Source organism: Kitasatospora aureofaciens, from assembly GCF_019192735.1.
In the GTDB taxonomy this organism is placed as follows: domain Bacteria; phylum Actinomycetota; class Actinomycetes; order Streptomycetales; family Streptomycetaceae; genus Kitasatospora; species Kitasatospora aureofaciens_A.
In genome coordinates this window covers 1-24,810 of record NZ_JAHTKP010000027.1, presented here as the reverse complement: position 1 = coordinate 24,810, position 24,810 = coordinate 1, and the positions used below count along the sequence as shown (strand labels likewise).

The 24,810-nt window shown below is 74.6% G+C and carries 19 protein-coding genes; 2 read left to right on the top strand and 17 right to left on the bottom strand.

All coding sequences use genetic code 11. The features are described from left to right. Positions 1-54: 54 nt before the first annotated feature. From KV557_RS24060 to KV557_RS23980, 17 genes are all read right to left on the bottom strand, one after another. Entirely contained in the window at positions 55-828 is a 774-nt protein-coding gene (locus KV557_RS24060) for a zinc ribbon domain-containing protein (RefSeq protein ID WP_308130045.1), read from the bottom strand. Between the two features lie 291 nt (positions 829-1,119). Continuing rightward, positions 1,120-1,683, bottom strand: a complete 564-nt coding sequence (locus KV557_RS24055; RefSeq protein WP_218203542.1) for a phage tail protein I — start codon at positions 1,681-1,683, stop codon at positions 1,120-1,122. A gap of 22 nt (positions 1,684-1,705) precedes the next feature. Beyond that, positions 1,706-3,667, bottom strand: coding sequence for a putative baseplate assembly protein (locus KV557_RS24050; RefSeq protein WP_218203541.1), 1,962 nt, complete (start codon positions 3,665-3,667; stop codon positions 1,706-1,708). Further along, a complete protein-coding gene (locus tag KV557_RS24045; protein WP_218203540.1) occupies positions 3,667-4,086 on the bottom strand; it encodes a GPW/gp25 family protein in 420 nt (139 codons plus the stop codon). Before KV557_RS24045 ends, KV557_RS24050 begins: the two co-directional genes overlap by 1 nt. Before the next feature lie 254 nt (positions 4,087-4,340). Then, positions 4,341-4,652: a PAAR domain-containing protein gene (locus KV557_RS24040; protein WP_218203539.1), complete on the bottom strand. Its 312-nt coding sequence runs from the start codon at positions 4,650-4,652 to the stop codon at positions 4,341-4,343. A 71-nt stretch (positions 4,653-4,723) separates the two neighbouring features. Further along, the gene (locus tag KV557_RS24035; RefSeq protein ID WP_218203538.1) at positions 4,724-6,502 is read right to left on the bottom strand and encodes a VgrG-related protein; all 1,779 of its coding nucleotides are present in this window, start codon (positions 6,500-6,502) and stop codon (positions 4,724-4,726) included. Further along, positions 6,499-7,221 (bottom strand): CIS tube protein, encoded by a 723-nt coding sequence (locus KV557_RS24030; RefSeq protein WP_218203537.1) that lies wholly within the window; start codon positions 7,219-7,221, stop codon positions 6,499-6,501. Before KV557_RS24030 ends, KV557_RS24035 begins: the two co-directional genes overlap by 4 nt. A 94-nt stretch (positions 7,222-7,315) precedes the next feature. Next, positions 7,316-7,741, bottom strand: coding sequence for a phage tail protein (locus KV557_RS24025; RefSeq protein WP_218203536.1), 426 nt, complete (start codon positions 7,739-7,741; stop codon positions 7,316-7,318). A 69-nt stretch (positions 7,742-7,810) separates the two neighbouring features. Further along, complete coding sequence (locus KV557_RS24020; RefSeq protein ID WP_218203535.1) at positions 7,811-8,083, bottom strand: hypothetical protein; 273 nt, start codon at positions 8,081-8,083, stop codon at positions 7,811-7,813. A gap of 3,056 nt (positions 8,084-11,139) precedes the next feature. Continuing rightward, entirely contained in the window at positions 11,140-11,298 is a 159-nt protein-coding gene (locus KV557_RS24015) for a DUF6760 family protein (protein ID WP_218203534.1), read from the bottom strand. After that, positions 11,295-11,771 carry a hypothetical protein gene (locus KV557_RS24010; RefSeq protein WP_218203533.1) on the bottom strand — a complete coding sequence of 159 codons (477 nt, stop codon included), beginning with the start codon at positions 11,769-11,771 and terminating at the stop codon, positions 11,295-11,297. Before KV557_RS24010 ends, KV557_RS24015 begins: the two co-directional genes overlap by 4 nt. Further along, a complete protein-coding gene (locus KV557_RS24005; RefSeq protein ID WP_218203532.1) occupies positions 11,768-12,208 on the bottom strand; it encodes a phage tail protein in 441 nt (146 codons plus the stop codon). Before KV557_RS24005 ends, KV557_RS24010 begins: the two co-directional genes overlap by 4 nt. 42 nt (positions 12,209-12,250) lie before the next feature. After that, entirely contained in the window at positions 12,251-13,783 is a 1,533-nt protein-coding gene (locus KV557_RS24000; protein WP_218203531.1) for a phage tail sheath family protein, read from the bottom strand. A 175-nt stretch (positions 13,784-13,958) separates the two neighbouring features. Continuing rightward, positions 13,959-16,103, bottom strand: coding sequence for an ATP-binding protein (locus KV557_RS23995; RefSeq protein WP_218203530.1), 2,145 nt, complete (start codon positions 16,101-16,103; stop codon positions 13,959-13,961). Beyond that, positions 16,100-16,810 carry a DUF4255 domain-containing protein gene (locus KV557_RS23990; RefSeq protein WP_218203529.1) on the bottom strand — a complete coding sequence of 237 codons (711 nt, stop codon included), beginning with the start codon at positions 16,808-16,810 and terminating at the stop codon, positions 16,100-16,102. Before KV557_RS23990 ends, KV557_RS23995 begins: the two co-directional genes overlap by 4 nt. Further along, entirely contained in the window at positions 16,807-20,112 is a 3,306-nt protein-coding gene (locus KV557_RS23985) for a hypothetical protein (RefSeq protein ID WP_308130044.1), read from the bottom strand. The genes KV557_RS23990 and KV557_RS23985 overlap by 4 nt, the downstream gene beginning before the upstream one ends. Before the next feature lie 221 nt (positions 20,113-20,333). After that, positions 20,334-21,077, bottom strand: a complete 744-nt coding sequence (locus KV557_RS23980) for a helix-turn-helix transcriptional regulator (protein ID WP_218203528.1) — start codon at positions 21,075-21,077, stop codon at positions 20,334-20,336. Positions 21,078-21,292: 215 nt separating this feature from the next. Here KV557_RS23980 and KV557_RS23975 point away from each other — a divergent pair, with 215 nt between their 5' ends. Together KV557_RS23975 and KV557_RS23970 are read left to right on the top strand one after the other, a co-directional pair. Beyond that, positions 21,293-22,702 carry a COG1470 family protein gene (locus tag KV557_RS23975; RefSeq protein ID WP_218203527.1) on the top strand — a complete coding sequence of 470 codons (1,410 nt, stop codon included), beginning with the start codon at positions 21,293-21,295 and terminating at the stop codon, positions 22,700-22,702. A 427-nt stretch (positions 22,703-23,129) separates the two neighbouring features. Then, the gene (locus KV557_RS23970; protein ID WP_374106668.1) at positions 23,130-24,431 is read left to right on the top strand and encodes an eCIS core domain-containing protein; all 1,302 of its coding nucleotides are present in this window, start codon (positions 23,130-23,132) and stop codon (positions 24,429-24,431) included. Positions 24,432-24,810 lie beyond the last annotated feature (379 nt).

Genomic DNA, 24,810 nt, shown 5'->3' with positions numbered 1-24,810 from the left:
CCCCCACTGCACCGTCCGCCGGTTCGGCGTGGCGGGCGGCTTCGGGCGGCGGGCTCAGGTGCGTTTGAAGAACTCCACCTCGGCCAGGGCGATGGTGCGGCCGGGGCCGGTTCCGGCGGCCTCGCGGACGGTGAGCTTCGCCTGGACGACGTCGCTGATCCCGGTCGCCACGGTCTGCGGACCGGGCTGGTCGTTGAGCGTGATCTGTTGCCGGTGCAGCTCGCCGTCCGAGGCCGTGACCTCCAGGGACAGGACGAGGGGACGGGCCTGTTGCCGGTACTGCTGCGGGTCCGCGGAGTCGCCGGTGTGGATGATCAGGTCCACCAGCCGGAACGGGGTCCGGAAGGTGAAGGTGATGGAGTCCCCGATCGCGGGTGCTCCCCAGTAGGTATTGGTGAGGCCGTCGTCGGCCGCGGTCGCGGGATGGCCCTCGACCGCGGCGCTCGCCGAGGTCCGGGAGGGGGTGATCGGCGCGGTGCTTCGGAGCTTGTCCAGCACGTCCTGGTAGGCGTTCCTGCCGACCGGGTACAGCAGGATCCCCGCGACCACCAGCGCGACCAGTGCGAGCAGCGCGATGGTGCGGCGCAGCCTGTTGCCCGAACCGCCGATCCGCGCCCGGCGTCGGAACGGCCAGCGGGTGCGCCACCAGGGCAACTTCGGCGGGGGTGCGGTGACGGTCAGCGGTGCCGCGCAATGGCGGCAGAACCGGCGGTCGGGCAGGTTGGGCGTGCCGCACCGGGGGCAGGGCGGGCCGTCCTGGGTCCCGTCGGCTGCGGACGGCCGGACGACGGGGCGGGTCGGGATGGGTTTGGCAGGCTGCACGGCCACCGGATCGGCTTGCGGTCCGGGAACGGGAGCGGGGGTGGGAGCCGGCCGCACGCGGGCGCTGGTCGAGCGCGGGGGCTCGGCGGCGGGCGCAGGCTCAGGCTCAGCGGGCGCAGGCCCGGGCTCAACCTCCGCGGGCGCGGGCCCGGGCTCAACCTTCGCGGGCGCGGGCTCGGCGGCCGTCGCCGCCGTGGCGGCGACGCGGCGCGACCAGCCCAGGTAGGCACCGCAGTTGCCGCAGAAGTCGTCCCCCTCCCCGTTGGCCGTTCCGCAGTCGGGGCACACCGGCATCCGTCAGCCCTCCGCTCGCCCGGGTGGACCGGGCAGGATCTCCACCCGGCAGGTCAGGTGGACCGGGCAGCCCGCCCTGACGACGGACAGCACCTGGTCGGCGTCCAGCCCCGGACCGCGCAGGGGCCAGACCCGGATCAGCACCTCACCGCCCGGCGCGGGCGGCAGGGCGGCACCGGGGGCGGTGGACCAGGAGACGCCGCCGCCGTCCGTGATCTCGGCACCGGCGCCCAGCACCAGCCGAAGCCGCTCGGCGAGGCCGCGTCGGGTGCCGCGCCACCGGTGCAGCTCCACCGCGCGCTCGACCACCGCGCGGCGCACCTCCTCCGGCCAGGCCGGGTTGACGTCCACCGCGACCCAGGACGCCAGCCAGTCAAGGAAGTCGGCCGGTGCGAGGCGGGGCCGGAAGTACGCGGGCAGGTTGTCCAGGGTGGCGAAGACCGGCGCGAGGACGGTGTCCAGGCCGGCCGTGAACCGCTGGGCGAAGTCGTCGTCGGCGAAGAGCGCGGGTAGCAACTCGCCGATCGGGTGCGGACTGGGCAGTCCCGGGACGGCGGCCCGGCTCATGCACCCACCTCGCTCTGCTTGCTCATGACCGCCCGTCCTCGGCCGACGCGGTGACCACGACCTGGTGCTGGTGGGAGAAGACCAGGGCGTCCGGCGGGACCTCGACCCGCTCGGCGGGCGCGCCCCGGCGCCCGGTGATCGGGTCCGCCGGGAACAGCCGCAGCTCCTCGACCCCCGCGACGGCGGCCACCCGCTGGAGCACGGCGAACACCTCCCCGTACTGCACCGCCCGGCCGAACGGCCAGCCCGAGCCGTCGGCTCCGCCGCGCAGCGGGTTGAGGTAGCGGTACAGCGTGGCGAGCACCGCCTCACGGACCCGGTCGGGTTCCGTGGAGCGGGTGGTGAGCCGGGCGACCACCGTCACTCCCTGGTAGGCGGGGGGCTGCACGGTGATCCGGGTGCCGATCAACCGCCGCTCGTCGAGGGCCGTCGCGACGGCGGCCAACACCTGCTCGTCGGGGATCAGTTGCTCGAACCGCAGCCGGTCGCCGTCGTCCGCCACCGCGTCGGGGACCACCAGCACCCGCACCGCCCCCGCCTCCCCGCCGACGGCGGGCACGCAGCTGATCCGGGCGGCGGACGGCGCGGCCTGCCGGGCGATCAGCTCGAAGTCCCCGGCCGTGACGGCGCGTTCCTGCAACCGCAGCTGGTGCGGGGCGCGCAGCTTGGCGTTCTCGACGGTCTCGCCGTCGACCCCGCCCCTGGCCGCCTCGCGGTTGTCCACCCGGGCGACGTACGGGACCGAGCTGCGCAGCACCGTGATCGTGCTCCGGGCGACGTTGCCCGCGATCCCGCCGCCGGTGCGGTAGTGCGGGACGCGCAGCCGCGCGCCCTTGGGCGGCACCGTGCCGAAGGCGCGCAGGCTGCCGTCGGGTTCCCGCACCGCGGGCGGGAAGAGGAACTCGCCGGTGGTCGCGTCGAGCACCACGTGCCGGTCGGCCGGCGACGAGTCGCCGAAGTGTTCGACGACCGTCCACCGCTGCCACCCGTCGCCGGCCGAGGCCTCGACCACCGGAGGCTCGCCGTCGAGCAGGACCGGCGGCCTGGCGAGCCGGAAGCGCTGGCCCGCGACCCCCTCCGAGGAGCCGAGCGGCGCGTCGGTGACGGTCTGCGCGTGGACGACGGTCGCGGTGCCGCCGACCGTGAACACCTCGGCCCGGCGGACGGTGGGGGACTCGGAGTAGAACGGCTGGCCCGGCAGCGGCTCGGTGACCCGGCAGCGCAGCCAGCCGGCCCGCCGACCGGCGACCACCGACGCGGTGTGTCCGGCGGGCACGAACACCACCACCTCGCCGGGCCGGTTGAGGCCGCCGGTGGTGTCGCTGCCGGTCTCGCAGCCGATCCAGCGCGCGCCGTCCCACACCTCCCATGCCAGCGGCGGCTGGCGCGGGTCGACACCGACGCCCTCCACCCGGCTGTCCAGCCGGACGACCAGGATGCACCGCGGCACCACGGCCGGCAGGGCGAGGAGCATGGCGTCCCCGACCTCCGGACGCGGTTGGAAGCACGGCACGTCCGCCCCTTCGGCCAGCCGGGCCGTGCCGTCGGACTGCTCCCCGGAGGCGGAGACGGTGACCAGCCGGTCCAGCGAGCTGGGGACGACCGGGAGGTCCTCGGCCGTGGAGAAGACCACCGCGTCGTCGGTCTCGGTCCGCAGCGTGGAGACCTCGGTGCCCGCCCGCAGCAGGACCGTCGCGGGCTGCGGGGCCGAGAGCCAGAAGTCGACCTCGGCCCTGGCCGCGGCGGGCGGGAAGAGCCGGATGCCCAGCAGGTCGAGGAAGGCGGAGTAGTTCTTCTCCGGTACCCGGTTCAGCCGGTAGAGCAGCTGGTCCACCAGATAGGCGAAGGTCTCGATGAGGGTGACGCCCGGGTCGGAGACGTTGTGGTCGGTCCACTCGGGCGCGCGCTGCTGGACGTACCTCTTGGCCTCGTCGACGAGTTGCTGGAAGCGGCGGTCGTCCAGGTTCGGGGAGGGCAGCGCCATCAGCTCGCACCCCCGTCCGCCGCGGTCGGGGACTCCGGGATGGTGTAGAAGGGGAAGACGAGGTTGCGGCGGTCGTTGGTGGCGCGCACGGTGTAGTGGACGTCGATGTAGAGCGTGCCATCGTCGACGCTGTCAAAGGCGATCACCACGTCGTCGACCTCGATCCGCGGCTCCCAGCGTTCCAGTGCGATGCGCACCTCGCGCGCGATCCGTCCGGCGGTGGTGCTGTCACCCGGGGCGAAGACGTACTCGTGAATGCCGCAGCCGAACTCCGGGCGCATCGGCCGCTCGCCGGGGGCGGTGCCGAGGATCAGCCGGATGGCCTCCGCGATCTCCCGGTTCCGGTCCACCATGCCGATGCCGCCGGTGGCGTTCACCCGCAGCGGGAAGGCCCAGCCCCGGCCGATGAACCCACTCATGCGCCCACCTCGCTCCGCTCGGCAGGGGCATTCGCCCACACGCACCCCACGACGATTCGCTCGCTTCGCTCGCTCATGCGCCCACCTCGCGCCGCTCGGCAGGGGCATTCGCCCACACGCGCCCCACGACGATTCGCTCGCTTCGCTCGCTCATGCGCCCACCTCGCTCCGCTCGGCAGGGGCATTCGCCCACACGCACCTCTCGATGATTCTCCCCCAGCCTCCGGCCGGGGGGACCCCCATGCTTCGCTCGATCATGCGTCGCCTCCGATCAGCACGTTGAAGGCGCCGGTCGTGATGGTGGCGCCACAGGTCGTCTTGTCCCCCAGACGGGCCGCGGGCAGCCCGCCGATCAGGACCACTCCCCCGGTCACCGTGCCCGGTTGGGGCTCGACGAGGTTGGCGGGGCCGAGCTCCACGTGCGGGACGCAGGCGTGCAGGCTGCCGACCACCGCGGCGGGACGGCCGCCGATCAGCACGGTCGCCACCGCGACGGCGCCCGGCGGCGGGGTGGTGAGGGCGCCGCCGTGATCGGTGAGGTCGCCGGTCCGGGCTGCGGGGGGCATGTGCGGTCTCCATTCCGATGGTGCCCTTCGGGTCGTGGGCACGCGTCTGCTGCCAGCTGATTGACGCACCGTCAGTTGATCCGGACGAAAGCGCCCTTGAGCACCGCCTCGGCTCCGCCGTCCACGGTGACCGCCGTCGTGCCCCGGACGGTCACCGATCCGCCGCGCACGTTCACCTCCCCGGTGCCCGCGTCGAGGGTGATACCGGAGGAGGAGAGGCGCACCGTGCTCCCCGCCGCGCCGCCCGCACCGTGGACGGTCAGGACGATCTCTCCGCTCTGCTGGTCCAACCTGACCTCAAGCTTCCCGTCCCCGCTCGCCAGGCGGACGCCGGACCTGCCGCCCGGCACGTCCAGCAGCTCCAGGCGGTGGCCCGAACGGGAGACCACGGAGCGGCGGTTGACCGTGCCGGCGGCCGCGTCGACCAGCGGCACGTCGTGCGGCGAGGGCCGGTCCACGCCGTTGTAGAGCCCGCCCAGCACGTAGGGGCTGTCCAGGTCGCCCTGCTCGAACCCGACCAGCACCTCGTCGTTGACCTCGGGGCTGACCACACCGCCACCCCCGTGGCCGCCCCACTGCACGGTGCGCACCCAGTCGGAGACGTAACTGTCGTCCAGCCAGGGGAACTTCAGCCGCACCCAGCCGCGCTGCCCGTCGCCCGGCTCCCGGACGTCGGTGACCACGGCGACGGCCAGGCCCGGCATCCGCGGCCCGCGCGGCGGCGCGTTGCCCCCGGTGACCAAGCCGGCCAGGGAGCGGTCGGGCGCCGTGCTGACCACCACGGTGCTCCGGTAGCCGCGGAACGGTTCGAGGAGGTGGCGCACCCCGGTGGCGGTGTAGCGGCCGGAGAAGGCGGCGCCGACGTTCCCCAGGGCGACCGCGGTGCCCGCCCGCAGCCGCGGGTTGCCCTCGACGACCACCTCCAGCTCACCGAAGCCTGCGGCCACCGAGGCGGCCAGCGACCGCGCCGCGGCGGTCGTCTCCGCCTGGGTGCGGTACGGGGTGTCGGCGACGGTCAGCCGGGCCGGGCCGGGGAAGGCGGAGGTCACCTCCGAAGGGCTCATCCCCGGCTGCACGGTCAGGGAGGTCAGCGACGGCTCGGTGGCGACCAGGGCGCTCTTGGTGGTGACGTTCCAGCCGCGTGCCTCGACCGTGTCCGCGCCGGCGACGCCGGTCAGCACGCCGCGCAACTCCAGCAGGTTGCGGCCGTACTCCAGGACCATCGGGTTCTGCGGCGCGGGGGTGGCGGGGGCCGGTGCGCCGGACGCGGGCTCGGGCCGGACGAACTCCAGCCGCCCGTCGTCGTCGACCCGCACCTGCGCGCCGTTCTCCTGCGCCAGGAACTGGAGGAACTCCCAGTCCGGGACGTTCGCCTGGGAGAGCTGCTGGTGGACGACCGGGAAGAAGTCGATCCGTCCGCAGGTCAGGCCCGCGCCCGCGGCGACCTCGCGGACGATGTCGGCGGTCGTCATGTTCCGGAAGGCCCTCACCCGGCGCCCGCGCATCAGCCGGTGGGTGACCGCCGACGCCCGCACCACGGTGTACGAGCCCGTGGTGTCCACCTCCAGCTCCAACGCGGTCACCTCGCCGGTGAACAGCCGCACCTGGGTGTGTCCCTGCACAGTGACCACGGACACCCGCAGCCCGGTACCGATGGTGATCCCGGTCGCGGCGAGGAAGGTGTGGTCCGCGTCCCGGAAGGTCAGCACCGCGGTGTCGGGCAGGCCGACGCTCTCCTCGATGTCGCAGGAGACCAGCTGGGCCGCCCAGACCGGCGGCAGCGGTCCGGGCGCCTCGACGACGGGATCCGCGGCGAACGGGCGGCCGCCCCGGGCCTCGGGGGTGGTCACGGCCGCCCGCCCCGGGTGAGTTCGTCGATCCCCGGCACGATCAGCTCCGCGCCGGGGGCCAGCGCCAGCGGATCGTCGATGTCGTTGGCCTCGGCGATGGTGCGCCAGGCCGTCGCGTCCCCGTACGCGCGCCAGGCGAGCAGCGGCAGGCTGTCGCCCGCGATCACCCGGTGGGTGCTGCGGGCCTCCGGCGAGCCGGAGGTCGGGTTCTGGCCGGCCGGGTCGACGCTGGCCTCGTCGATGGAGAGCGAGCAGACCGCCCGCAGCGGATTGCCGTCCACGTCGAAGAGCGTGTAGGTGACCGAGAGGCCGGTCAGCACCCCGTTGAACGAGGTCGTCGTCAGGGTGCCCCAGTCCAGCCGGATCCACGGACTGGCCGGCGTCCTGCGCGCCAGGCTGGTCGGGGTGGGCACGCACGCCGTCATCAACTGCTCCACCGCCCGCTCCACCGAGTTGTCGTGGGTCGCGGTCGAGTCCAGGAACACGTCGAGCGAGAGCGAGCGCGGACCGCTGCCGACGAACTCGGGCAACGCGGACTGGCCCGCCATCCGGGACGGCGTGCGCCGCCACTCGGTCGTCTTGCGCAGCACCAGGGTCGCCGGGTTGAACTGGAGCGGAAGTCGCGCGATCGCGCCGCCGGGCTGGGCGCCGACCGTGGACGGGGGCTCCATGATGGTCAGTTGGGCCCGGGTGACGCTCGCGGGGACCGCCGGGGACATCCTGGTGCTCCTTACGTGGGTGGGACGGCTGGTGGAGCGGTGCCGGTGCGGGGCCGGTGCGGTGCCGGTGAGGGGGGGGCGGACCGGGGTGGCGTCAGGACGGGCGCAGGCCCGTGTGGGCGATCTCCAGGGTCTCCACCGCGGCCTGGGAGTTGGCGGGGTCGAAGGACGGGCCCTCCCACCGCACCGGAACGATCCCGAGCACCTGCCAGCCGACGATCCGGCTCAAGTCGGGCCGCAGCGCCACGATCTCACCGTCCTTCGGCTCGACCTTCCGGACGATCTCGTCCAGCCAGCGCGCGATCTTGGCGGTGTCCGCGGTGACCGCGCGGGTCAGCGTGATGTTCGACCAGGTGATACGACCCGGCAATTGCCAGGCGAAGCCGTTGTTGCCGCCCTCCGCGTACTGCTCGATCTCGACCTGGGCGCCGAGTCCCGAGCACGTGGCGAACTCGCCCAGGTCGTTGCCGCCGATGGTCAGGCTGAAGAACACGCTGCTCGCGAAGATGTTGTCGGTCATCGGTTCCGCTTCCTGCTTCCGGTCACGTCGCTGCGGTTGTCTGGCGGCCGTCCTGCGCCGGGTCTGCGCTCAGCGGCGCATGTCGTACGGCTTCCCACTGCGCTCCCTGCCCCTGCGCAGTTCGGTGCGCAGCAGCCGCCCGACCGGTTCGACAAGGCGCCGGGCCAGTTCGTCGAGGTCGGCGGGCCCGCCACCGGCGGGCTCGGCGGGTGGTGGGGCCGCCTGGGACGGCGAGGCAGCCCGGGACGGCGGGGCGGTCGGCGGGGCGGCCTGCACGGTAATCGGCGTGCGCGCCGGCACCGCGGTCAGCGGCACCCCGGACAGGCCCGCCTGCTCGGCCACCCGCTGTAGCAACCGCGCTGTGCCGGGCGACGGCGGCGCGGGCGGGGCGCTCGGGGGGCGCGCGGCCGGTACAGTCCGCGACACGACGGGCGAGGGCGCTGTGGGAGGCTGCAGGCCCGGTGCCCGGCCCGAGCCCGGCCGTCCCGCGATGGTGGGCGGCTGCGCCGGGGACGGTTGCGGGAGCCGGGACGCGGCCGGAAGCTGCTGGAGCGACGGTGCCGCCAGAGGCGCGAGCCGGACCACGGGCGGGCGGAGGGCAGCCGCCGTCGCGGACGGCGAACCGGGGGCCCCAGGGCCTGAGCGGCCTGCGGACGTCGGCGCGGCGGCAGAACGCGGGGCCGGGTGGCCCGCGCTCGTGGCGCCACGCTGCGGCCGCCGTGCCCCCGGCAGCAGCAGGGCACTCACGTTCGGCACCGCCGCACGGGGGTGGCCGGGCAGCGCGCGCGGTGGGTCCGCAGGCGCAGCTGCGATCGGGGTGGCGCCGGGCGGCACCGAACTCCTCTGCGCCAACGGGTGATCGGCCGTCGCCCGGCCGTCCCCGCGGTCCGACGAACGTCGGGAACGCGAGCGTTGCGCAGCAGCCACGACCCCGCGATCCGCATCCGTACCGGACGAGCGACCCGGCATCGCCGCGGCGCCCGGGGCGCGGAGCCGCACCGGACTCGCCTGCGCCGCCGACTGCCCGGTGGCGGTACGGCCGTCCCCCGCACCCGGCGAGCGCTGCGGAGCGCCCGCGGCCGACTCGGCCGCCGGTTGGCCGTCCGTGCGGGGCGCGAGCGCATTGGGCCAGACAGCCGGGACCACGGGCGGGGCAGGCGCCGCGCCGGTGCCGGCGGGAGCACCGGTGCTGGTCACGGACGACGCCGACGGCGCGGCGAGGGCGACCGTCATCCGGCGCTCGCCGAGCAACCCGCGCCTCGGGCCGGTGAGTTCGACGGCTCGCTGCACGCCCGAGCCGCCGACGGCCGGACGCACGGGAACCGTCACGGGAACCGCCGGGCCGCCGCCGCTTCCGAGCGGAGCACCGACCCGATCCGGCGCCCCGGCATGGCTGGGCCGAGCCGCAGGGGCGATCGGCTGCCGCGCGGTTCCCGGCCGGCGCTCCGAGCCGGTACCGATCGGCCGCACGGTGGGGCCACCAGCCGTCCCTGTCCCGGTGCTGGGGGACGGTGTGTCGGAGACCGCCGCGCTCCCGGCCGCCGGTCCGCTCCTGCCGCGCTCCGCACCTGCGTGCGCACCTCGGCCACCGTCGGCAGGGCCGTTCCGGCCTGCCGATCGTCCGTCATCGTTCCTCCGTGGCCGTGCTGTTGACTCCGTCGGGCCGTCACCGGGGTGCCGGGCGGATCGCTGCACGCGCGGCCCTTCGCCGACCGCCGACGCGGCGACGCTGGGCGCGCCCTGCTCCGCCGCGCTCCCGGCGCTTCGGCCCGCTGCGTCGCCCGCCGCCGGGCCCACGATCCGCCGGACCGGTCGGTGCCCGCCGAGCAGCGGAGCGGTGCCGCCCGGCGCTGCCGCCGTCGGCGGCAGCGCGTCGAGGGGCGCGCCCAGGCCCCCGCGCGTGCGGGCAGGGACCGGGTCGGGCGGTACCCGTCCGGTGCGTTCGTGGGCCGCCGACGACGGTGTGTGCGAGGCGCTGGCAGCCCCGGACGGCGTGCGCTGGACGGGTGCACCGCCGGCGGGCCCACGCTCAGGGCGGGACACTGCCGGGCCGCCCGGTCCGGCGACCGTGCGGGTGCGCGGGCCGGAGGTGGCGTCGTGGCCCCCGTTCCCGGACCGCCGGGCGCCATCGAGTCCGCCCGCCTCGGGGCCGGTGGACCCCGCGTCGGCGGGGACGAGGGGCATGGCCGGCGCACTCAACGCGGTATCAGGGGCCTGGGGGCCGGTGGCGGCCACACGTGAGGCGCTCGCGGGCAGCGCGGTCAAGGGCGCGCCGAGGACCGGGCGGGTAGGTGCGGCAGCGCCCGGCACGGCGGCCCGCTGGACCACCCCTTCGGCCTGCCAGTTTCGCGCGGGCGCGGCGGCGCCACCCGGGCCGGGCGCCGTCCGCACGGCGGCCTCGCCGGTCACGGCCGGGCGCATGCCGCCGGCCGGTTCTTCCGCCGTCACTACGGGCTGCGGCGCGTCCGTGCCCTGACTCGGCGGCTCGTCAACGGCATCCGGCGTCCTGCCCGGCCCCGGAACCGCCGCAACCGGGCGCGGGGGCAGTGACCGGGGGCGCCGCGCCACGGTCAACGGTTCGCCGACGGAACGCGGCCGCACCGGACGGTAGGCCCGGCCCACCGCGTCGCTCCGGCGCGGGGCCGCGGCAACCGCGTCGGGCGCCGCCGCAACAGGCGTCGGCACACCGCGCGTCGCAGCAGCGGACGTCGTAGCAACGGGCGTCGGCGCACCGGGCCTTGGCGCACCGTCCGTCGCCACACCAGACGTCGACACACCAGACGTCGACACACCAGACGTCGGCGCATCAGGCATCGGCACACCAGGCGTCGAGGCAGCGGGCTTCGCCACACCAGACATCGGCGCAGCGGGCATCGACACACCGCCGTCAGAGCCGTCCGGCACGGCCCGCCGATCGGCCGCACCCGCGCGCGCCGGTCGCCGCCCCGGGCGTACGGGAAGCCGCCGTACCCCGACGGACCGCTGGACCGGCCGGGCCTCCCCCGGCTCCCCCGGTTCCTGCGCCCCGGCCGCTCCAGTGACGACCGGCAGGACGAGCTCCTCCCCGCCCGCGACGATGGTGGACGGGGAACCCGGTGCCGCCACCGCCCGCAGGATCCCCGCCGGGGCGGACGGGAGGACCGCATGCCCGAGCGGACCGCACAGCGACGGGTCCTGCCATGCGGCGAGCCGGGACCGGAACCTCAGGCCGTCGCTGACCCCGTGCGCCGTCCCGGCCAGGGTCGGGACCAGCGGCGCCACCTCGCGCCACCCCCCGTCCCCCGCCACCGGGCGCCGCGGAGCGGCTCCGCCCGTCCCGGCCTCCTCACCACCGGCACCCCCGCCCGCCGTCCCGCCGGTCCTCCGCCGGGCAATCCAGTCCCGAAGCCCCATCCGGCTCACCCGCCTTCGCTGATACGGGTGTTGAGCCGCGCGATCTCGCGCACCCACTGCCGGCGTTCGCGGTGGGTCAGGTCCAGGATGTCCTCCCGCTGCCAGTGGAAGTGGTAGGCGATGTACGCGATCTCCTCGTACAGCCGAGCAGGCGCGTACGTCACGATTCCCCCAGGCGCCCACCGGCGAGGTCGACCTCGAAGGCGCCGTCGCAGTGCGGGCAGGTCACCGCGGCGCGCGTGTGGCCCTCGCTGTTGATCCGGTGGTAGAGGTCCTGGAGGAACGCCACGTCGGTGGCGTACATCCGCTCGACGACCCCGGTGTGCACGTCGGTGACGTCCCCCAGCCTGGTGATCACATGGCTGAGCAGCACCACGCTCAGGTAGGCCGGGTTCTCCTTGACCCGCAGGTCGATCTGCGGCATCAGCTCGTCGCGGGCGGTGGCCCGGCGCATGGCGCCGTACCGGTGCACGGTGCCCTCGTCGTCGACGTAGCCGAGCGGCAGCTCGAACTCGAACTCGGTGTGCGGCGCCTGCCCCCGGGGCGCGACCGGTCCCGGGGCCTGCTGCTGCGGCGCGGTGTTCTGCTGGGCCGGAGCCCGTTCCAGCAGCTCCTCAAGGCCGATCCGTCGCCTCACTCTACGCTGATCTCCTCGAACACGATGGTCACGGTCTCCGTCGCGGCGCTGGACTCGCCCGCGCTGAGCGTGGGGCCCTCCCAGCGACTGGCCCAGGCGTTGATCAGCTGGATGCGCCGCAGGGTGGCACCGGTGGTGTCCTTGACCTCGATGGTGAGGTTCTGCCGCGCGGTGTTGATCGCCCCGTTGTTGAGGGTCTCCTTGATCCAGTCCGTGAACGCGCCGCTCTTGTCCAGGCCGCGGGTGATCGTCACCTCGCCGGGCAACCGGGCGCCGGGCTGCTTGCGGACGATGAGTTTGCCCTCTTGGGTCACCTGCTTGTACTCGACGACGTCCTGTTCGACCGTCAGGTTGCTGATCTCCTTGACGGACTCGACGTTGTAGCCGCCGAGTTGGACGCCGAAGATGTGTGTGGAGAGCGGATCGCCTTCAGCCATGACTTGCTGTCACCTTCCGATGCGATGGGCCGACCGTGCCGGTCACTCGTTGACGAGGCTCGTGCTGTCGGAGAACTGGGACAGCCGGAACACCACGAACTCCGCCGGCTTCACCGGCGCGACCCCGATCTCGCACACCACCTGCCCGAGGTCGATGGACTCCGGCGGGTTGTTGTCGCGGTCGCACTTGACGTAGAAGGCCTCGGTCGCGGTCTGGCCGAACAGCGCCCCGCGCCGCCACTCCTCGGTGAGGAACGCGGTGATGTTCCGGCGGATGCTGGACCACAGCCGGTCGTCGTTGGGCTCGAAGACCACCCACTGGGTCCCCAGGAGGACGGACTCCTCCAGGTAGTTGAAGAGCCGGCGCACGTTCAGGTAACGCCAGGCGGGGTCGGAGGAGAGGGTGCGCGCGCCCCAGATCCGGATGCCGCGTCCGGGGAACGCCCGCACGCAGTTGACGCCGATCGGGTTCAGCAGGTCCTGCTCGCCCTTGCTGAGGCGGATCTCCAGGTCCACCGCACCGCGGATGACCTCGTTGGCCGGCGCCTTGTGCACGCCGCGCTCGGCGTCGCTGCGCGCCCACACCCCGGCGACGTGCCCGCTCGGCGGGACCAGCACGTTGCGGCCGCTCGCCGGGTCGAACACCTTGATCCACGGGTAGTAGAGGGCGGCGTAGCGGGAGTCGAAGCCCGCCTCCTCGTTGCGCCAGGTGCGCATCTGCTGGGCGTTCAGGCCGGGCGGCGGGTCGAGCACGGCGATCCGGTCGCCCATCTGCTCGCAGTGCGACATCACCGCCAGTTGGACGGTCCGCAGGCCCTCGCCGTCGAGGTCGCCGCGCTGGTGGGCGCTCATCAGGTCGGGCACCGCGACCATGGTGATCTCGTCGATCGCCTCCAGACCGGAGAAGCCGGTCCTGGCCGCGGCGTCGCCGACGTACTCGGCGGGGTCGAGCCGGGCCGCGGGGGCCGTGGCCGGCGCGGGGGCGGCGGCGAGGGCGTGGGTCTGGCGCTCGGGGCGGCTCGGCGCGGTGCCGGGCTGTTCGGTGACCGCGACCAGCTTCGACTCCCGCAGCTGGGTGACGACGTATCCCTTGGTGTTCCTGCGGGTCGAGACGTCGTAGGTCTCCACGACCTCGGCGCCCCGGCGGACCAGCAGTCGGAACCGGTCCTCGGGGACGTTCTCCCCCTCCACGTCGGCGATCTCGACGGACACCTCGCCGCCCGCGCCGGGCAGGGCCGAGAAGAGGAAGCCCGCGACCGCGACGGGCGGGGGTGCGGCGGGGGTGGGGGCGCCGCCGGACGCCTGCCGGGCCGGGTCGCCGACCCGCACGACGTAGGCGGAGCCGCCGCCGTTGGCGAAGAAGCCGTACACGGCGTGCGCCAGGTAGGTGCCCTCGGTGAACCCGCCGAAGCGCTGGACGTACTGGTCCCAGTTGGTCACCAGCGTGGGCTCGTGGAAGGGACCGGTCTCGGCGAAGCCGACGAAAGCGGCGACGGCCGTACCGACCCCCTCGATCGGCCGGGCACCGGACTGGACCTCCTCCACGTACACGCCCGGGGTGAGGTACGACGGCATACGCGCTCCTTCGGGTGGCCAGTCATTCGCCCCCGAGTCTGCTGCCCGGGCACCGTCCGGGGACATGTCCCGCGGTCCCGGACCGGGGGCAGGAACGACTGTCCCCGGCGGGCACCGCGGCGGGTGCCCGCAAGCGCCGCAGACGGCCCCGCCGTCCCTGGTGCCCCTGGCGGGGTCAGACGTGCCCGGCGTCCCGGAGGACGCCCAGCCACGGCCCGAACTCGCTCTCCAGCACCAGCCGGCCGAGCTTGCGGTACTCGCCGACCACTGCGGCGACCAGCTGCACCATGCCCAGCGGAGTGCCCGTTCCGGCGGCCAGGTAGGCCGCGGAGACCGCGCAGGCCCGGATGGAGCCGCCGGTGAGCTCGAAGTTCCGGGCGCAGAAGTCCAGGTCGAGGTCGTCACCGCGGGGCAGCCGCCGTCCCAGGCAGCGGTCCCACAGCAGGCGTCGCTGCGCCTCGTCCGGCAGCGGGAACTCCGCGATGACGTCCAGCCGCCGGGTGAACGCGTCGTCGAGGTTGGCGCGCAGATTGGACGTCAGCACCGCGATCCCCTCGAAGGACTCCATGCGCTGGAGCAGGTAGGCCGTCTCGACGTTGGCGTGGCGGTCGTGGGCGTCCTCGACCTTCGAGCGCTTGCCGAACAGCGCGTCCGCCTCGTCGAACAGCAGCACGCCGTTCACCTGCGCGGCCTCGGTGAAGATGCGTTCCAGGTTCTTCTCGGTCTCGCCGATGTACTTGTCCACCACGGTGGACAGGTCCACGACGTACAGCTCCATCCCGAGCTCCGCGGCGACCACCTCGGCCGACATCGTCTTGCCGGTGCCCGACTCCCCCGCGAACAGGGCGATCACCCCGTTCCCCCGGCCGCCGCCCGGCCGCATCCGCCACTGCCCGAGCACCTGGTCGCGGTGCCGGGCCCGCAGCACGAGCTCGCGCAGCCGGCCCGCGGTGGGTTCGGGCAGCACCAGGTCGGCCCAGCCGACCGCGGGCTCGATCCGACGGGCGAGGCGGTCCAGGCCCGCCGCGTTCTGCGCCCGCACCGCGGCCCGCAGGTCCTCGGCGCGCACCGGCCGCCGCTCGGCGGCCGCCGTCCTGGCCGCCACCGCGGCGGCCCCCTCCAGCTTCTCCCGGTCCACCCGGTAGGCGGCCACTGCCTCGGCCAACTCGCCGCTCAGCGCCGCCTGCCCGCCGTGCTCCGCCGGGCCGCCCGGCGGCCTCTGGGCCGCGGCCAGCGCGCGGGCCCACTGCTCGGCCCGGCCGCGCGCGTCCGGCGGCGGGACGGTGACCACCACCGGGCTCTCCCGTGCCCAGGCCGGGTCCCACACCTGCGGGCCGTACACGATCAACGGGACGCCGGTGAGCTCCGCGCACAGTTCGCGCAACAGACCGGCCCGCTCGGGCCGTTCGGGTTCGAGCCGGTCCAGCGGTCCGAGCACCACACCGCCCCCGCCCAACCGCGCCTCGCGGGCGAGCACCCGCACGATGCTCCCCGGCGGGCGGGCGGCCAGCGTGGCGGCGTCGACGACCAGGGGCGGCCGCCCGTCGGCCGCGAGGGCGGCCTCCGCCAGCGGGCCGGCGTGCCCGCCCCGGTCCAGCAGGTGCACCAGTCCGCCGTCCGCCGCGACCGCGCGCAGCCGGTCGACGGGCTCCGCCGCCGCTCCGGCGCCGGGGCCGGCACCGGGAGCGGCACGACGGGCCAGCCCGGCGAGCGCGTCGTCCGGCTCGTCGTCGCCGAGCAGATGGGCCGTCACCCGGTCCGGCACGCGCAGGATGCGGGAGAGCAGCGGGCGCTCCGGCTCGGAGATCTCCAGGAGGCCGCCGGCGATCAGCGGGGCCCGCGCGGAGAACCGGAAACGGCCGGTGCCGGCCCCCGGCAGTCCGCACAGTTCGAGGGCCAGCCCGATGGTCGCCCGGCGTCGGGTCAGGTCGTCGTGGAGGTAACCGTAGAGCTGTTCGAAGCGGGTGTCGAGGTCGGGGGCGAGGGCCACCAGCAGGATTTCGAGGTCCACCGGGAGCAGCCCGAAGGCGGCGCTGAGCCGCGCCAGCCGCGAGCCGGGCGGCGGCGCGGGCGCGTCACCGGGGACCGCACCGCCACGGCCCGCGGCGGCGGAGGCCGCCAGGATCCGCTCCACCGCCTCCGGGCCGAGGTACTGGCCGCGGTACGGGTCGTCCGGGTCCGGGTCGTCGGCCCGGCGCTCGCGCACCGCGGTCCGGACCCGTTGCTCGACCCGGTGCAGCCTCTCCCAGAGATGGTCGGGGCAGAGGTGGTCGGGGCCGGCCGGTGCCCCGTCCACGGCCGACCCGAGGTCCAGGCTCATCGCGCCCCGCCCCGCGGCCGACGGCCCGGCGGCAGCGCGCGGTCCCGGGGCGCGGCGAAGCCGTCCGGTCCGGGGTCCGCGCCACCGTGGTAGCGCAGTCGGCGGCCCGGGCCGTCGGCGGGTGCCGGGCCCTCCCTGGTGGTGTCCTCGGCGCGCACCACCAGCCCCTCGGTGACCGGCGGTCCCGCGGGGAGGAGCGCGCCGGGCAGGGGGGCGAGCACCCTGAGGTCGATCGAGGGCCGCAGCTCCCCACCGAGCCCGGACCAGACGTCGGACACCGACGGCAGGCCCGTGTCGCGCCCCGCGATGTCGAGCCCGACGGTCAGTCCGAGCCGGGCGAGCGTCCCGGTGAGTACCCGGGCGGGCAGCGCGTCCACGGCGGTCAGGCACTGCAACACCTCGGCCAGCAGCCGGTGTTCGTCCTGCGGCCGGTTGGTCCAGACGGTGACCAGGTAGGCCAGTTCGAACCAGCGGGGCGCGGCACGGTGGCCGACCACCACGCCGTCCGCGTCGTGCTCGGCGACGGCGCCGGCCTGCCGACGACCCGTCTCCTCGCGGATCCCGTAGAGGAAGACGTCGACCGTCGGCGCGATGCGCCGGGCCGCCAGGTCCCGGGTGGGCGCGTCGAACACCACCTCGACCCCGCGCTCCGGCAGACCGGCCTCGGCGAGCAGCAGCCGCAGCGCCTCGTCGACCTCGTGGATCACCGCCGATCCACCTCCCCCGGCGGGCCGATGCTGCCCTCCACCACGAGGAAGGGGCAGGTCACCGGGGAGAATCCGGGGCCGTCGGCGGTGATGGTCCGCGGGCCCGTCTCGTCCTTGGGGAGGATGAGCAGCTGGCCCGCGAAGGTGCCGTCGGCCCGCGGGTAGGTGGGCGCGGCCGCGGCGGTGATGCCGGGCTGCCAGGTGAAGCGCACCGGCACGCCGGGCGGGAAGTCCACGCCGCGGACGGAGGTCACGAAGCCGGGCTTGCCGATCGGCGGCACGGCGACGATGCGGGGCTGGAGGATGCGCAGCGGGGTGCCGGCCCGGTGCGGGCCCGGGTCGGCGTCGGTGCCGGTGGTGGTCAGCTCCGCAGTGACCGTGGTGTCCAGCGCCGCCACCGGTGACAGCACCACCCGGACCACCTGGCTGCCGCCCGGGGACAGGTCTGCCAGAGCACAGGTCCCGCCCCGGCAGCCCGGGGGCAACGCCTCGGTGGGCACCCCCGCGGGCAGGCCGAGCGACAGGCGCAGCCCCGTTGCGAGGGCCCGCCCGCTGTTGCGCACGGTGTAACTGACGGTCACGTGGCCACCGACGTAGCCGGGGTCGGGCTGGGCGTCGACCGCCACTCCCGGGCCGGCCGGCGACCCGGGCTGCCGGTGGGGGGTGGACGAACCGGGCGGTGGTGCGGGGGTCGGCGAGGGGGTCGGTGAGGCAGTCGGTGACGGGGCCGGCGTGGTGGACGGTGACGGCGACGGGGTCGGCGAAGGAGTCGGCGAAGGAGTCGGCGAAGGAGTCGGCGAAGGAGTCGGCGAGGGGGTCGGCGAGGGGGTCGGTGTGTCCAGCACCGACAGGATCGTCTCGGCGGAGTCGTCCTCGGGGTTCGGGTCGACCACCGTCCCGGTGACGCTCCAGCCGAACGGCTGCGGGCCGCTCCGGGTGCCGATCAGGGTGGCGGTCACCCGGACCTCCGCACCCGGTGCCAGGGTGCCGAGGTCGCAGCGCAACGCCCCGGCGTCGCACTGCCCGACCGGGCTGGTCAGCCCGCCGAGCCGGGCGCCGGTCGGCACCGAGGCCGTGAGGACGGTGCCGGGCGAGGGCGCGGGGCCCTTGTTGGTGACGGTGATCACCACGTCGGTGGCGGTGTCGACGGGGACGGCGGGGGTCCGGGCGGGCGCGCTCAGCGCCAGGTCGACGGACTGCTGGACGGCCGGTTCCTTCTGGCGTCCCGGCAGCCGCCGGTCGAGCGGGGTGAGCGTGCCGGTCGCGAAGTCGTAGACGGCCAGCCCCTCCGGTGAGTTCGGCGGCAGGGCCCGGCGGGAGCTGAGCACCAGCTGCGCGGCGTTCGCCGTCCAGGCGACGTCGCGGGGCTGGTACGGGCCGGTGGCGGAGGTGTCGGGCAGCGGCCGGGTGCAGGCGTCCTTGTCCCCGCGGAGCCCGGCGGGCAGGACCACCGTGCAGTCGCCGCCGGTGGGCGAGGTGACCAGCAGTCCGTCCTGCCGGTTGTTCCCGCCGTCGCCGGCCTTGCGGTTGAAGGCGATGCGCCGGCCGTCGGGCGAGAACCCGGGGCTGTCGTCGATGACGTTGCAGGTGCCCGGGCAGACCGCCCGGCTCAGGTCGGTCTGCCGGGCGAGGTCGTCGGCGGGCACGGTCCAGACGTGCACGTTGCCGGCGTTGCCGTTGATCACCGCGGTCCTGGAGAAGGCGATCAGCTTGCCGTCGGGGGACCAGAAGGGCTCGCCGTCCGAGGCCCCCTGCCGGCCGGCCGGCGGCTCGACGGTGCCGACGATCGCCCCCGTGGACACCTGGGCGATCACGATCCGCCCCGGACGCGGCGGCTCCTGACCGCCGCCCGGGGAGCTGCGGCTGAACACGATCAGCTTGCCGTCCGGCGAGAAGGAAGGGTCGGTGTCCCGGTCGTTCGGGCCGCGCCCGGCCAGGTTCATCGGGTGCGGGTTCGAGCCGTCGGCGTCGGCCAGCCAGATCCGTTCGATCCGCCCGGTCGGCGAGTCCTCGTAGCGGGTCACCACGATCTGCCGGCCGTCGGGCGTGTAGGCCTGCCGCTCGTACCACGGGTCGTAGCCGGGGCGGGGGTGGAAGAGCGGGTCGGCCGCCGGGTCGGGATCGGTGTTGGTGTCGGCGGCCGGGTCCTCCCTGAGCACGCTGATGCCCAGGTCGCGCGGGTCGGCCCCGTCGGGGCGGACGTCCTGCAGGTCGGCGACGTCGGCGGCGGAGGCGCTGGTCTGCTCCACCAGGGGCCCGCCGTCGGCCTGTCCGCCCAGCCAGGCCGGCGTCGCGATCAACCGGTTGGTGCTGTAGAGCAGTTGGGGGTCGGTACAGGAGCAGGTCGGCGCGCGGTACAGGTTCACGACCGGCGACTGGGGCGGGTCGGCCTGCTGGACCGGGGCCGTGGGGGTGAGCCGGTCGGGGCTCAGGAAGAGGACCCCGCTGCCGTCGGGCAGCCAGGAGGCGGAGCCGGTCTTCCAGGTGGAGCCGGTGCCGGGAAAGAACGCCTTGTCTCCGCCGGTGGGCGAGGTGAGCATCAGGGTGCGGCCCCGGTCGCCCTGGTCCCAGGTGTAGACGATCTGGTTGCGGTGCTCGTCGTCGTTCAGCGGGTTCCAGGTCGGGTCCACGGCGTTCCCGCTGGTCACGTTGGTGACCTTGATCGGCGCGCCGCCGGTGAACGGCCGCAGGTAGATCTGGGTGTGCGCCGGGTCGCCGGTGCAGGCGTACGCGACCCACCGGCCGTCGGGCGAGACCGTCGGATGCGTCTCGTCGGCCGAGCCGTCGGTCAGCCGGCGCAGCCCGGTGCCGTCCCGGTTGACCACCCACAGGACGTGCTGGGAGGTGCTGCCGGTCCCGGTGGGCTCCAGCGCCTCGAAGACGACGGCCTTGCCGTCCGGGGCCGGCGCGGGGTGGGCGGTGTCCATACCGGTGGTGAGCCTGTGCACCGCGCCGGCCGCGTCGCGCAGGTACACCTGCGGCAGCGGGCCGTCCCGCAGGCTGGTGAAGACCAGCTCGCCGCCCCGGGCCGAGGGGTCCTGGTCGAAGTGGATCGGGCCGGGGCCGAACAGCGGGGTGCTGGAAGCCGTGCCGGTCACCCGGCCGAGGCCGCGGTGGTTCGTGCCGGCGAAGACGATCCGGCCACCGGCCGGTTCGGCCGTGGCGGCCGGGCCCGCGGGGCCGCCCTGCCCTCCGGGGGCGGAGCCCAGGGTCACGACGGCCGCCGCCAGCGCGAGCAGTACCGCGACGGCGGCCCGGGCCGGCCGCCGGATGGAGCGGGGAGTGCCGGTGGCGCCGATCACGCTCGACCTCACAGGGTGGCAGGGGCGGTCTCCCCGGCAGTCTCACCGGCTCGGGCGCCCGGGAACAGAGCCCGGGTGCCCGAGCCGGGGGTAACAACCTGTGTCCCCGAAGGGCAGGACGCCGCGGTCGTGGACGGTCACGGCCCTCGGAGTCGTGCCCCTCAGAGCCGTGGCCCTCAGAGCCGCGGCCCTCAGAGCCGCGGCCCTCAGAGCCGTGGCCCTCAGATCAGACCGCGCCGCATGGCGAACCCCACCGCGTGCGCCCGGTTGCGCAGGTCCAGCCGCGTGATGATCTCGTGCAGCACGTTCTTGACGGTGCGTTCGGAGTAGGAGGTCTTGGCCGCGATCTCACTCGTGTCGAAGCCCTCGGCAACCAGCCGGAGCATCTCCGCCTCCCGGGCCGTCAGGGTCGACAGAGTCAGACCCCGCCCGTCGAGCACGGTGCGTTGGAGTTTCCCGATCCGGTCGAGCAGCTCACCGAGCAGGTCCCCGGGCATCACGCCCTCACCGTTGGCGAGGGCGGTGATGAGGTGCACCAGCCGGTCCTGGTCCGCCTCCGAGCGGCGCAGCACCGCGGCGACCCCGCACTCGACGATCGTCTGCAGCCCGCCGGCCTCGAAGTGGCCCACCACCAGGCCTATTCGACCCGATGTGGCGAGCCGCAGCCGGCGCAGGTGCTCGGCCACCGCCTCGGTCAGGGCGTCGACCACCAGCAGGGAGACCTCCGCCTTTCCCGCCTCGCCCTCGCTCAACAGCTCCACCTCGGGCCGCTGGCGCAGCTGTTGGACCACGCCGGTCTGCAGGATGAGGTCCTCCGCGTACACCGCCACGCGTACCTGGCCCTGCTTGCCGCGCACCTGGACGGGGACGCCCGGCCCGGAAGGACGGGCGCTGCCGGACCGCGGTGCCACCGGGGTCCGCCGGGTGGTGACGACCTCCTCACGGGATGTGTCGGTCGACGTCATCGAACACTCCATTCTCCAGTGGACCTGCGGTGGTGACGGTCGGCCGCCGTGGGGCGGAGCCGGCCGTGGGCCTGGGTGGGGCGGGCGCCCGGATCGCGCGCTGCGCCACGACAGCACCGGGCAGGGGCGGCCTGTCCGCACGGGGCAAGGGGTGTGCCCACGGCTTGCCCGCACGGCCCTCTCCGCGGACGGGCCGGCGGTCCTACCGTCACGCTATGACCACATCCGCCGAACTCGGCCTGCCCGCACTGACGGTGGCGCCCGGTGTCGTGGCCACCACGACCCTGACGGTACGCAACGGCCTCGACATCGTTGAGGCGTACTCGCTGGAGGTGGTCGGCGACTGTGCCGCGTGGACGACGGTCGAGCCGGCCCGGGTGTCCCTCTACCCGGGGACGTCCGCGACGGTGACGGTGCGCCTGGCCCCGCCGCGTTCGCCCGCCGCGCGGGCCGGTGAATTCCCGCTCGGCATCCGGGTGCTGCCGGCCGAGCGCCCCGAGCTGGTGACGGTTCCGGAGACCACGGTCACCGTGACGCCGTTCCACGAGCTGCAGGCCGCGCTCGCGCCCCGCCGCCGTCGCGGCTGGCTGCGCGGACGCTACCGGACGTCGGTGCGCAATCTCGGGAACACTCCCGGCACCGTGGTCCTCACTCCCGGGCAGGCCGGCGAGGAACTGCGGTTCCGGGTCACCCCGGAGCGGCTGCGCCTCGAACCCGGCGAGTCCGGCGAGATGCGGCTGCAGGCGCGTGCCCGCAAGCTGATCTGGTTCGGCAAACCGGCCTCCTGGCCGTTCGAGGTCACGGTCGGCCCGGAGGAGGGCGCGGCCGGCAAGGGCGCGGCCGGGCAGGGCCCGGGCGGCAAGGACACGGACGGCAAGGGAGCGGCCGGCAAGGCCGAGACCGCACCGGCCGGCGGTCCCTTGACTGCCATTCAGAGTCCGGTCCTGGAGGGCGAGTTCACCCAGCTGTCGATCCTCCCCAAGTGGCTGCTCGCCCTCCTGGCGGCGTTGCTCGCGTTGCTGCTGGCCTGGTTCGCCCTGGTCCGCCCGGCGGTGCGCAGCTCCGCGAAGCAGGCCGCCGAGCAGGCCGTCGCCCAGCAGAGTGCCGCGCCGGGTCCGACCGCCGCCGCACCCTCCGACGGTGCACCGACGGCCCCCTCCGGGGGGAGCACCAACGGCCAGGGCAAGCCGAGCGCCGGGCAGCCGAGCGCCGGCGCCGGCAGCCGCGGCACCGGCCCGGGCCTGGCGGTGCCGGGAACCGGACAGCAGAGCTCCGCCACGATCGACGTGCAGACCGCGAACGGCGCCTCGTCGGCGGGCAGTTACCAGGTGCCGCACGGCAAGGTCTTCGACATCACCGACATCGTGGTCGCCAACTTCCAAGGAGACCAAGGACTGTTGACCATCACGGCCGGCAAGCAGACGATCACCACCATCGCTTTGGAGACCTTCCGCAACCAGGACTACCACTGGGTGACTCCCATCCAGGTCCCCGAGGACCAGGCAGTGACGGTGAACGTGACCTGCGAGTCTCCGGGCACCCCGGCCTCGGGCAAGCAGGCGTCGACGTGCCACGAACTCCTCAACATCAGCGGAGCCCTGAGCGACATCAGGCAGGGGAACTGAATCGGCGTGCAGGTGCAGGGTGACCTTCCTTCCCCGGGAAACCGGACCGGAAAGGTGCACCCGATGCCCCAACGATGTCAACGGCCCCTTCCGTCGGGACCGACCCGTTGATCTCCGCAGCCTCCCCCTTCTCCATCTCCTCTCACGCCCCGTGACCATGTCAACACCCGATGGATACCCTGACTGGTTCGAGCACCCACCGACAACCCGGTCGAACCGCAGCGGCTCGACCGACCTGCCCTCCCGGGGAAACCCGCCAGGCCCTGGCGGGCAGCCGGTCCGTCCCCCCGCGGACGGTGGAGTCTGCCCCGGCGCGCTGCTGACGTTCCGTCGGTCCGGCAGTAGCGTTGCGCTGTTCCCGCACCAGAGGCGCGACCGGAGCAGTATTTGCACCGAATCGCCACAAGGAGGAAGGAACCCGATCGCCGTGCGCGCTCACGAACCGGACCGGCGAGCCGACCGGGGCCCCGCCCCCGCCGCCACCCACGCGGTGCGGCCGGGCCCGAGGTCCGGAACCGCCCTCGCCCTGCAACGGACCATCGGCAACGCCGCGGTGACCCGCCTGGTCGAGCAGGCGCGACGCGGGTCCGGCGGCACCGGCGGGCAGGACGAGCTGCCGCTCCAGCGCTCCCTGGTGCACCAGGTGCTACGGACCGCCGGACGGCCGCTGGACACGACCACCCGCCGCGAGATGGAGACCCGTCTCGGGGCCGACTTCTCCGACGTGCGGCTGCACACCGGCAGCACGGCGCGCGCCTCCGCGGCCGAGGTCGGCGCCCGCGCCTACACCTCGGGCAACCACGTGGTGCTCGGAGCGGGCGGCGGCGACCAGCACACCCTGGCGCACGAACTCACCCACGTCATCCAGCAGCGCCAGGGGCCGGTCGCCGGCACCGACCGCGGCGACGGTCTGCGGATCTCCGACCCGTCCGACCGCCACGAACGCGAGGCGGAGGCCAACGCCGTCCGCGCCCTGTCGGCCCCGCTCGCCCGCGAGGAAGCGGGGGCCGAGACCGGAGCGGGCCCGTCCCCCCGAGCCGGGGAGGCGGTGCAGCGGATGCCCAAGCGGAACAAGGAGACCGCGGGCATCAGCGGGAACAGCCCGCCCCCGGAGCGCCGCACCCGGGCCAAGAGCCGCGCGGCGAACCTCGACCTCAACCGGCCCGTCCTGGAGTTCGAGTCGGACTACGACGGACCGTCGAGCCAGCGGCTGCACGCCGATCAGAGCATCGGATTCCGGCAGGTGGCACGGTTGAAGAACCCGACGGGCGCCCCGCAGCGAGTCTCCACCAACTACCACTTCTGGCAGGAGGTCACCGACTCCAGCGTGCAGATCATCGAGTCGAAGAAGGGGTTCGGCGAACACGCGTCCAACCGCCAGTGGGTCCAGGACGGCCCCTACCGGCCGCCCTACACCGACGCGGTCATCAACGACGCCCAGAACCAGATCGAGTTCAACGACAACCCCGGCTTCTCCACCACGGCGAAGATGACTTCCGGGTACTGGCTGAAGTCCTACAGCGTCTCGTTCCGCTGGAAGGTCGCCAGGAACACGGCCCCCTGGAACCGGGGCATGCCGTGCTGGACCAGCCCCGAGGTCACCCACACCCTGGAATCGGCCTTCGACCCCGCCAACCCCGAACAGGAGGCCCCCATCACCGCACGCCCGGCCGGAAACTTCACCTGGAACGTCGACCTGTCCACGGTGGCCGCCGAGGCGGAGGCCTGACGTTCCGGTACGGCCGGAATCCGCGTCCACCGTCTTGCCCTCGCAACGACCCTGGCCGCCCAGCACCGTTCAGGTGTCGCCGGTCCGAGCCATCTCGTCCACGAACACCGCGAGCCCTACCGTTCCTAATCAGTGAGCAGGAGTGAGTCTTGGACCCATTGCCTGTCGCTGCGCGCATCCCGAACGGTTTTGGGTGCGCTGGTCGCCCGCGTTCCTTGAGTTGTCCCTGTCCGGGCGCGTAGCTCTTGGCTACGGTCCGTGACGGGGCGGCGGGTCTCCTCACGTCCTCGGGTGCCTGGTCCGGCCTGGGCGGTCCGATGCCCGCCGGCATCGCTCTGGTGCCGGCGGGGCGGTGTCGTCCGTCGCCGGATCGGGTGTC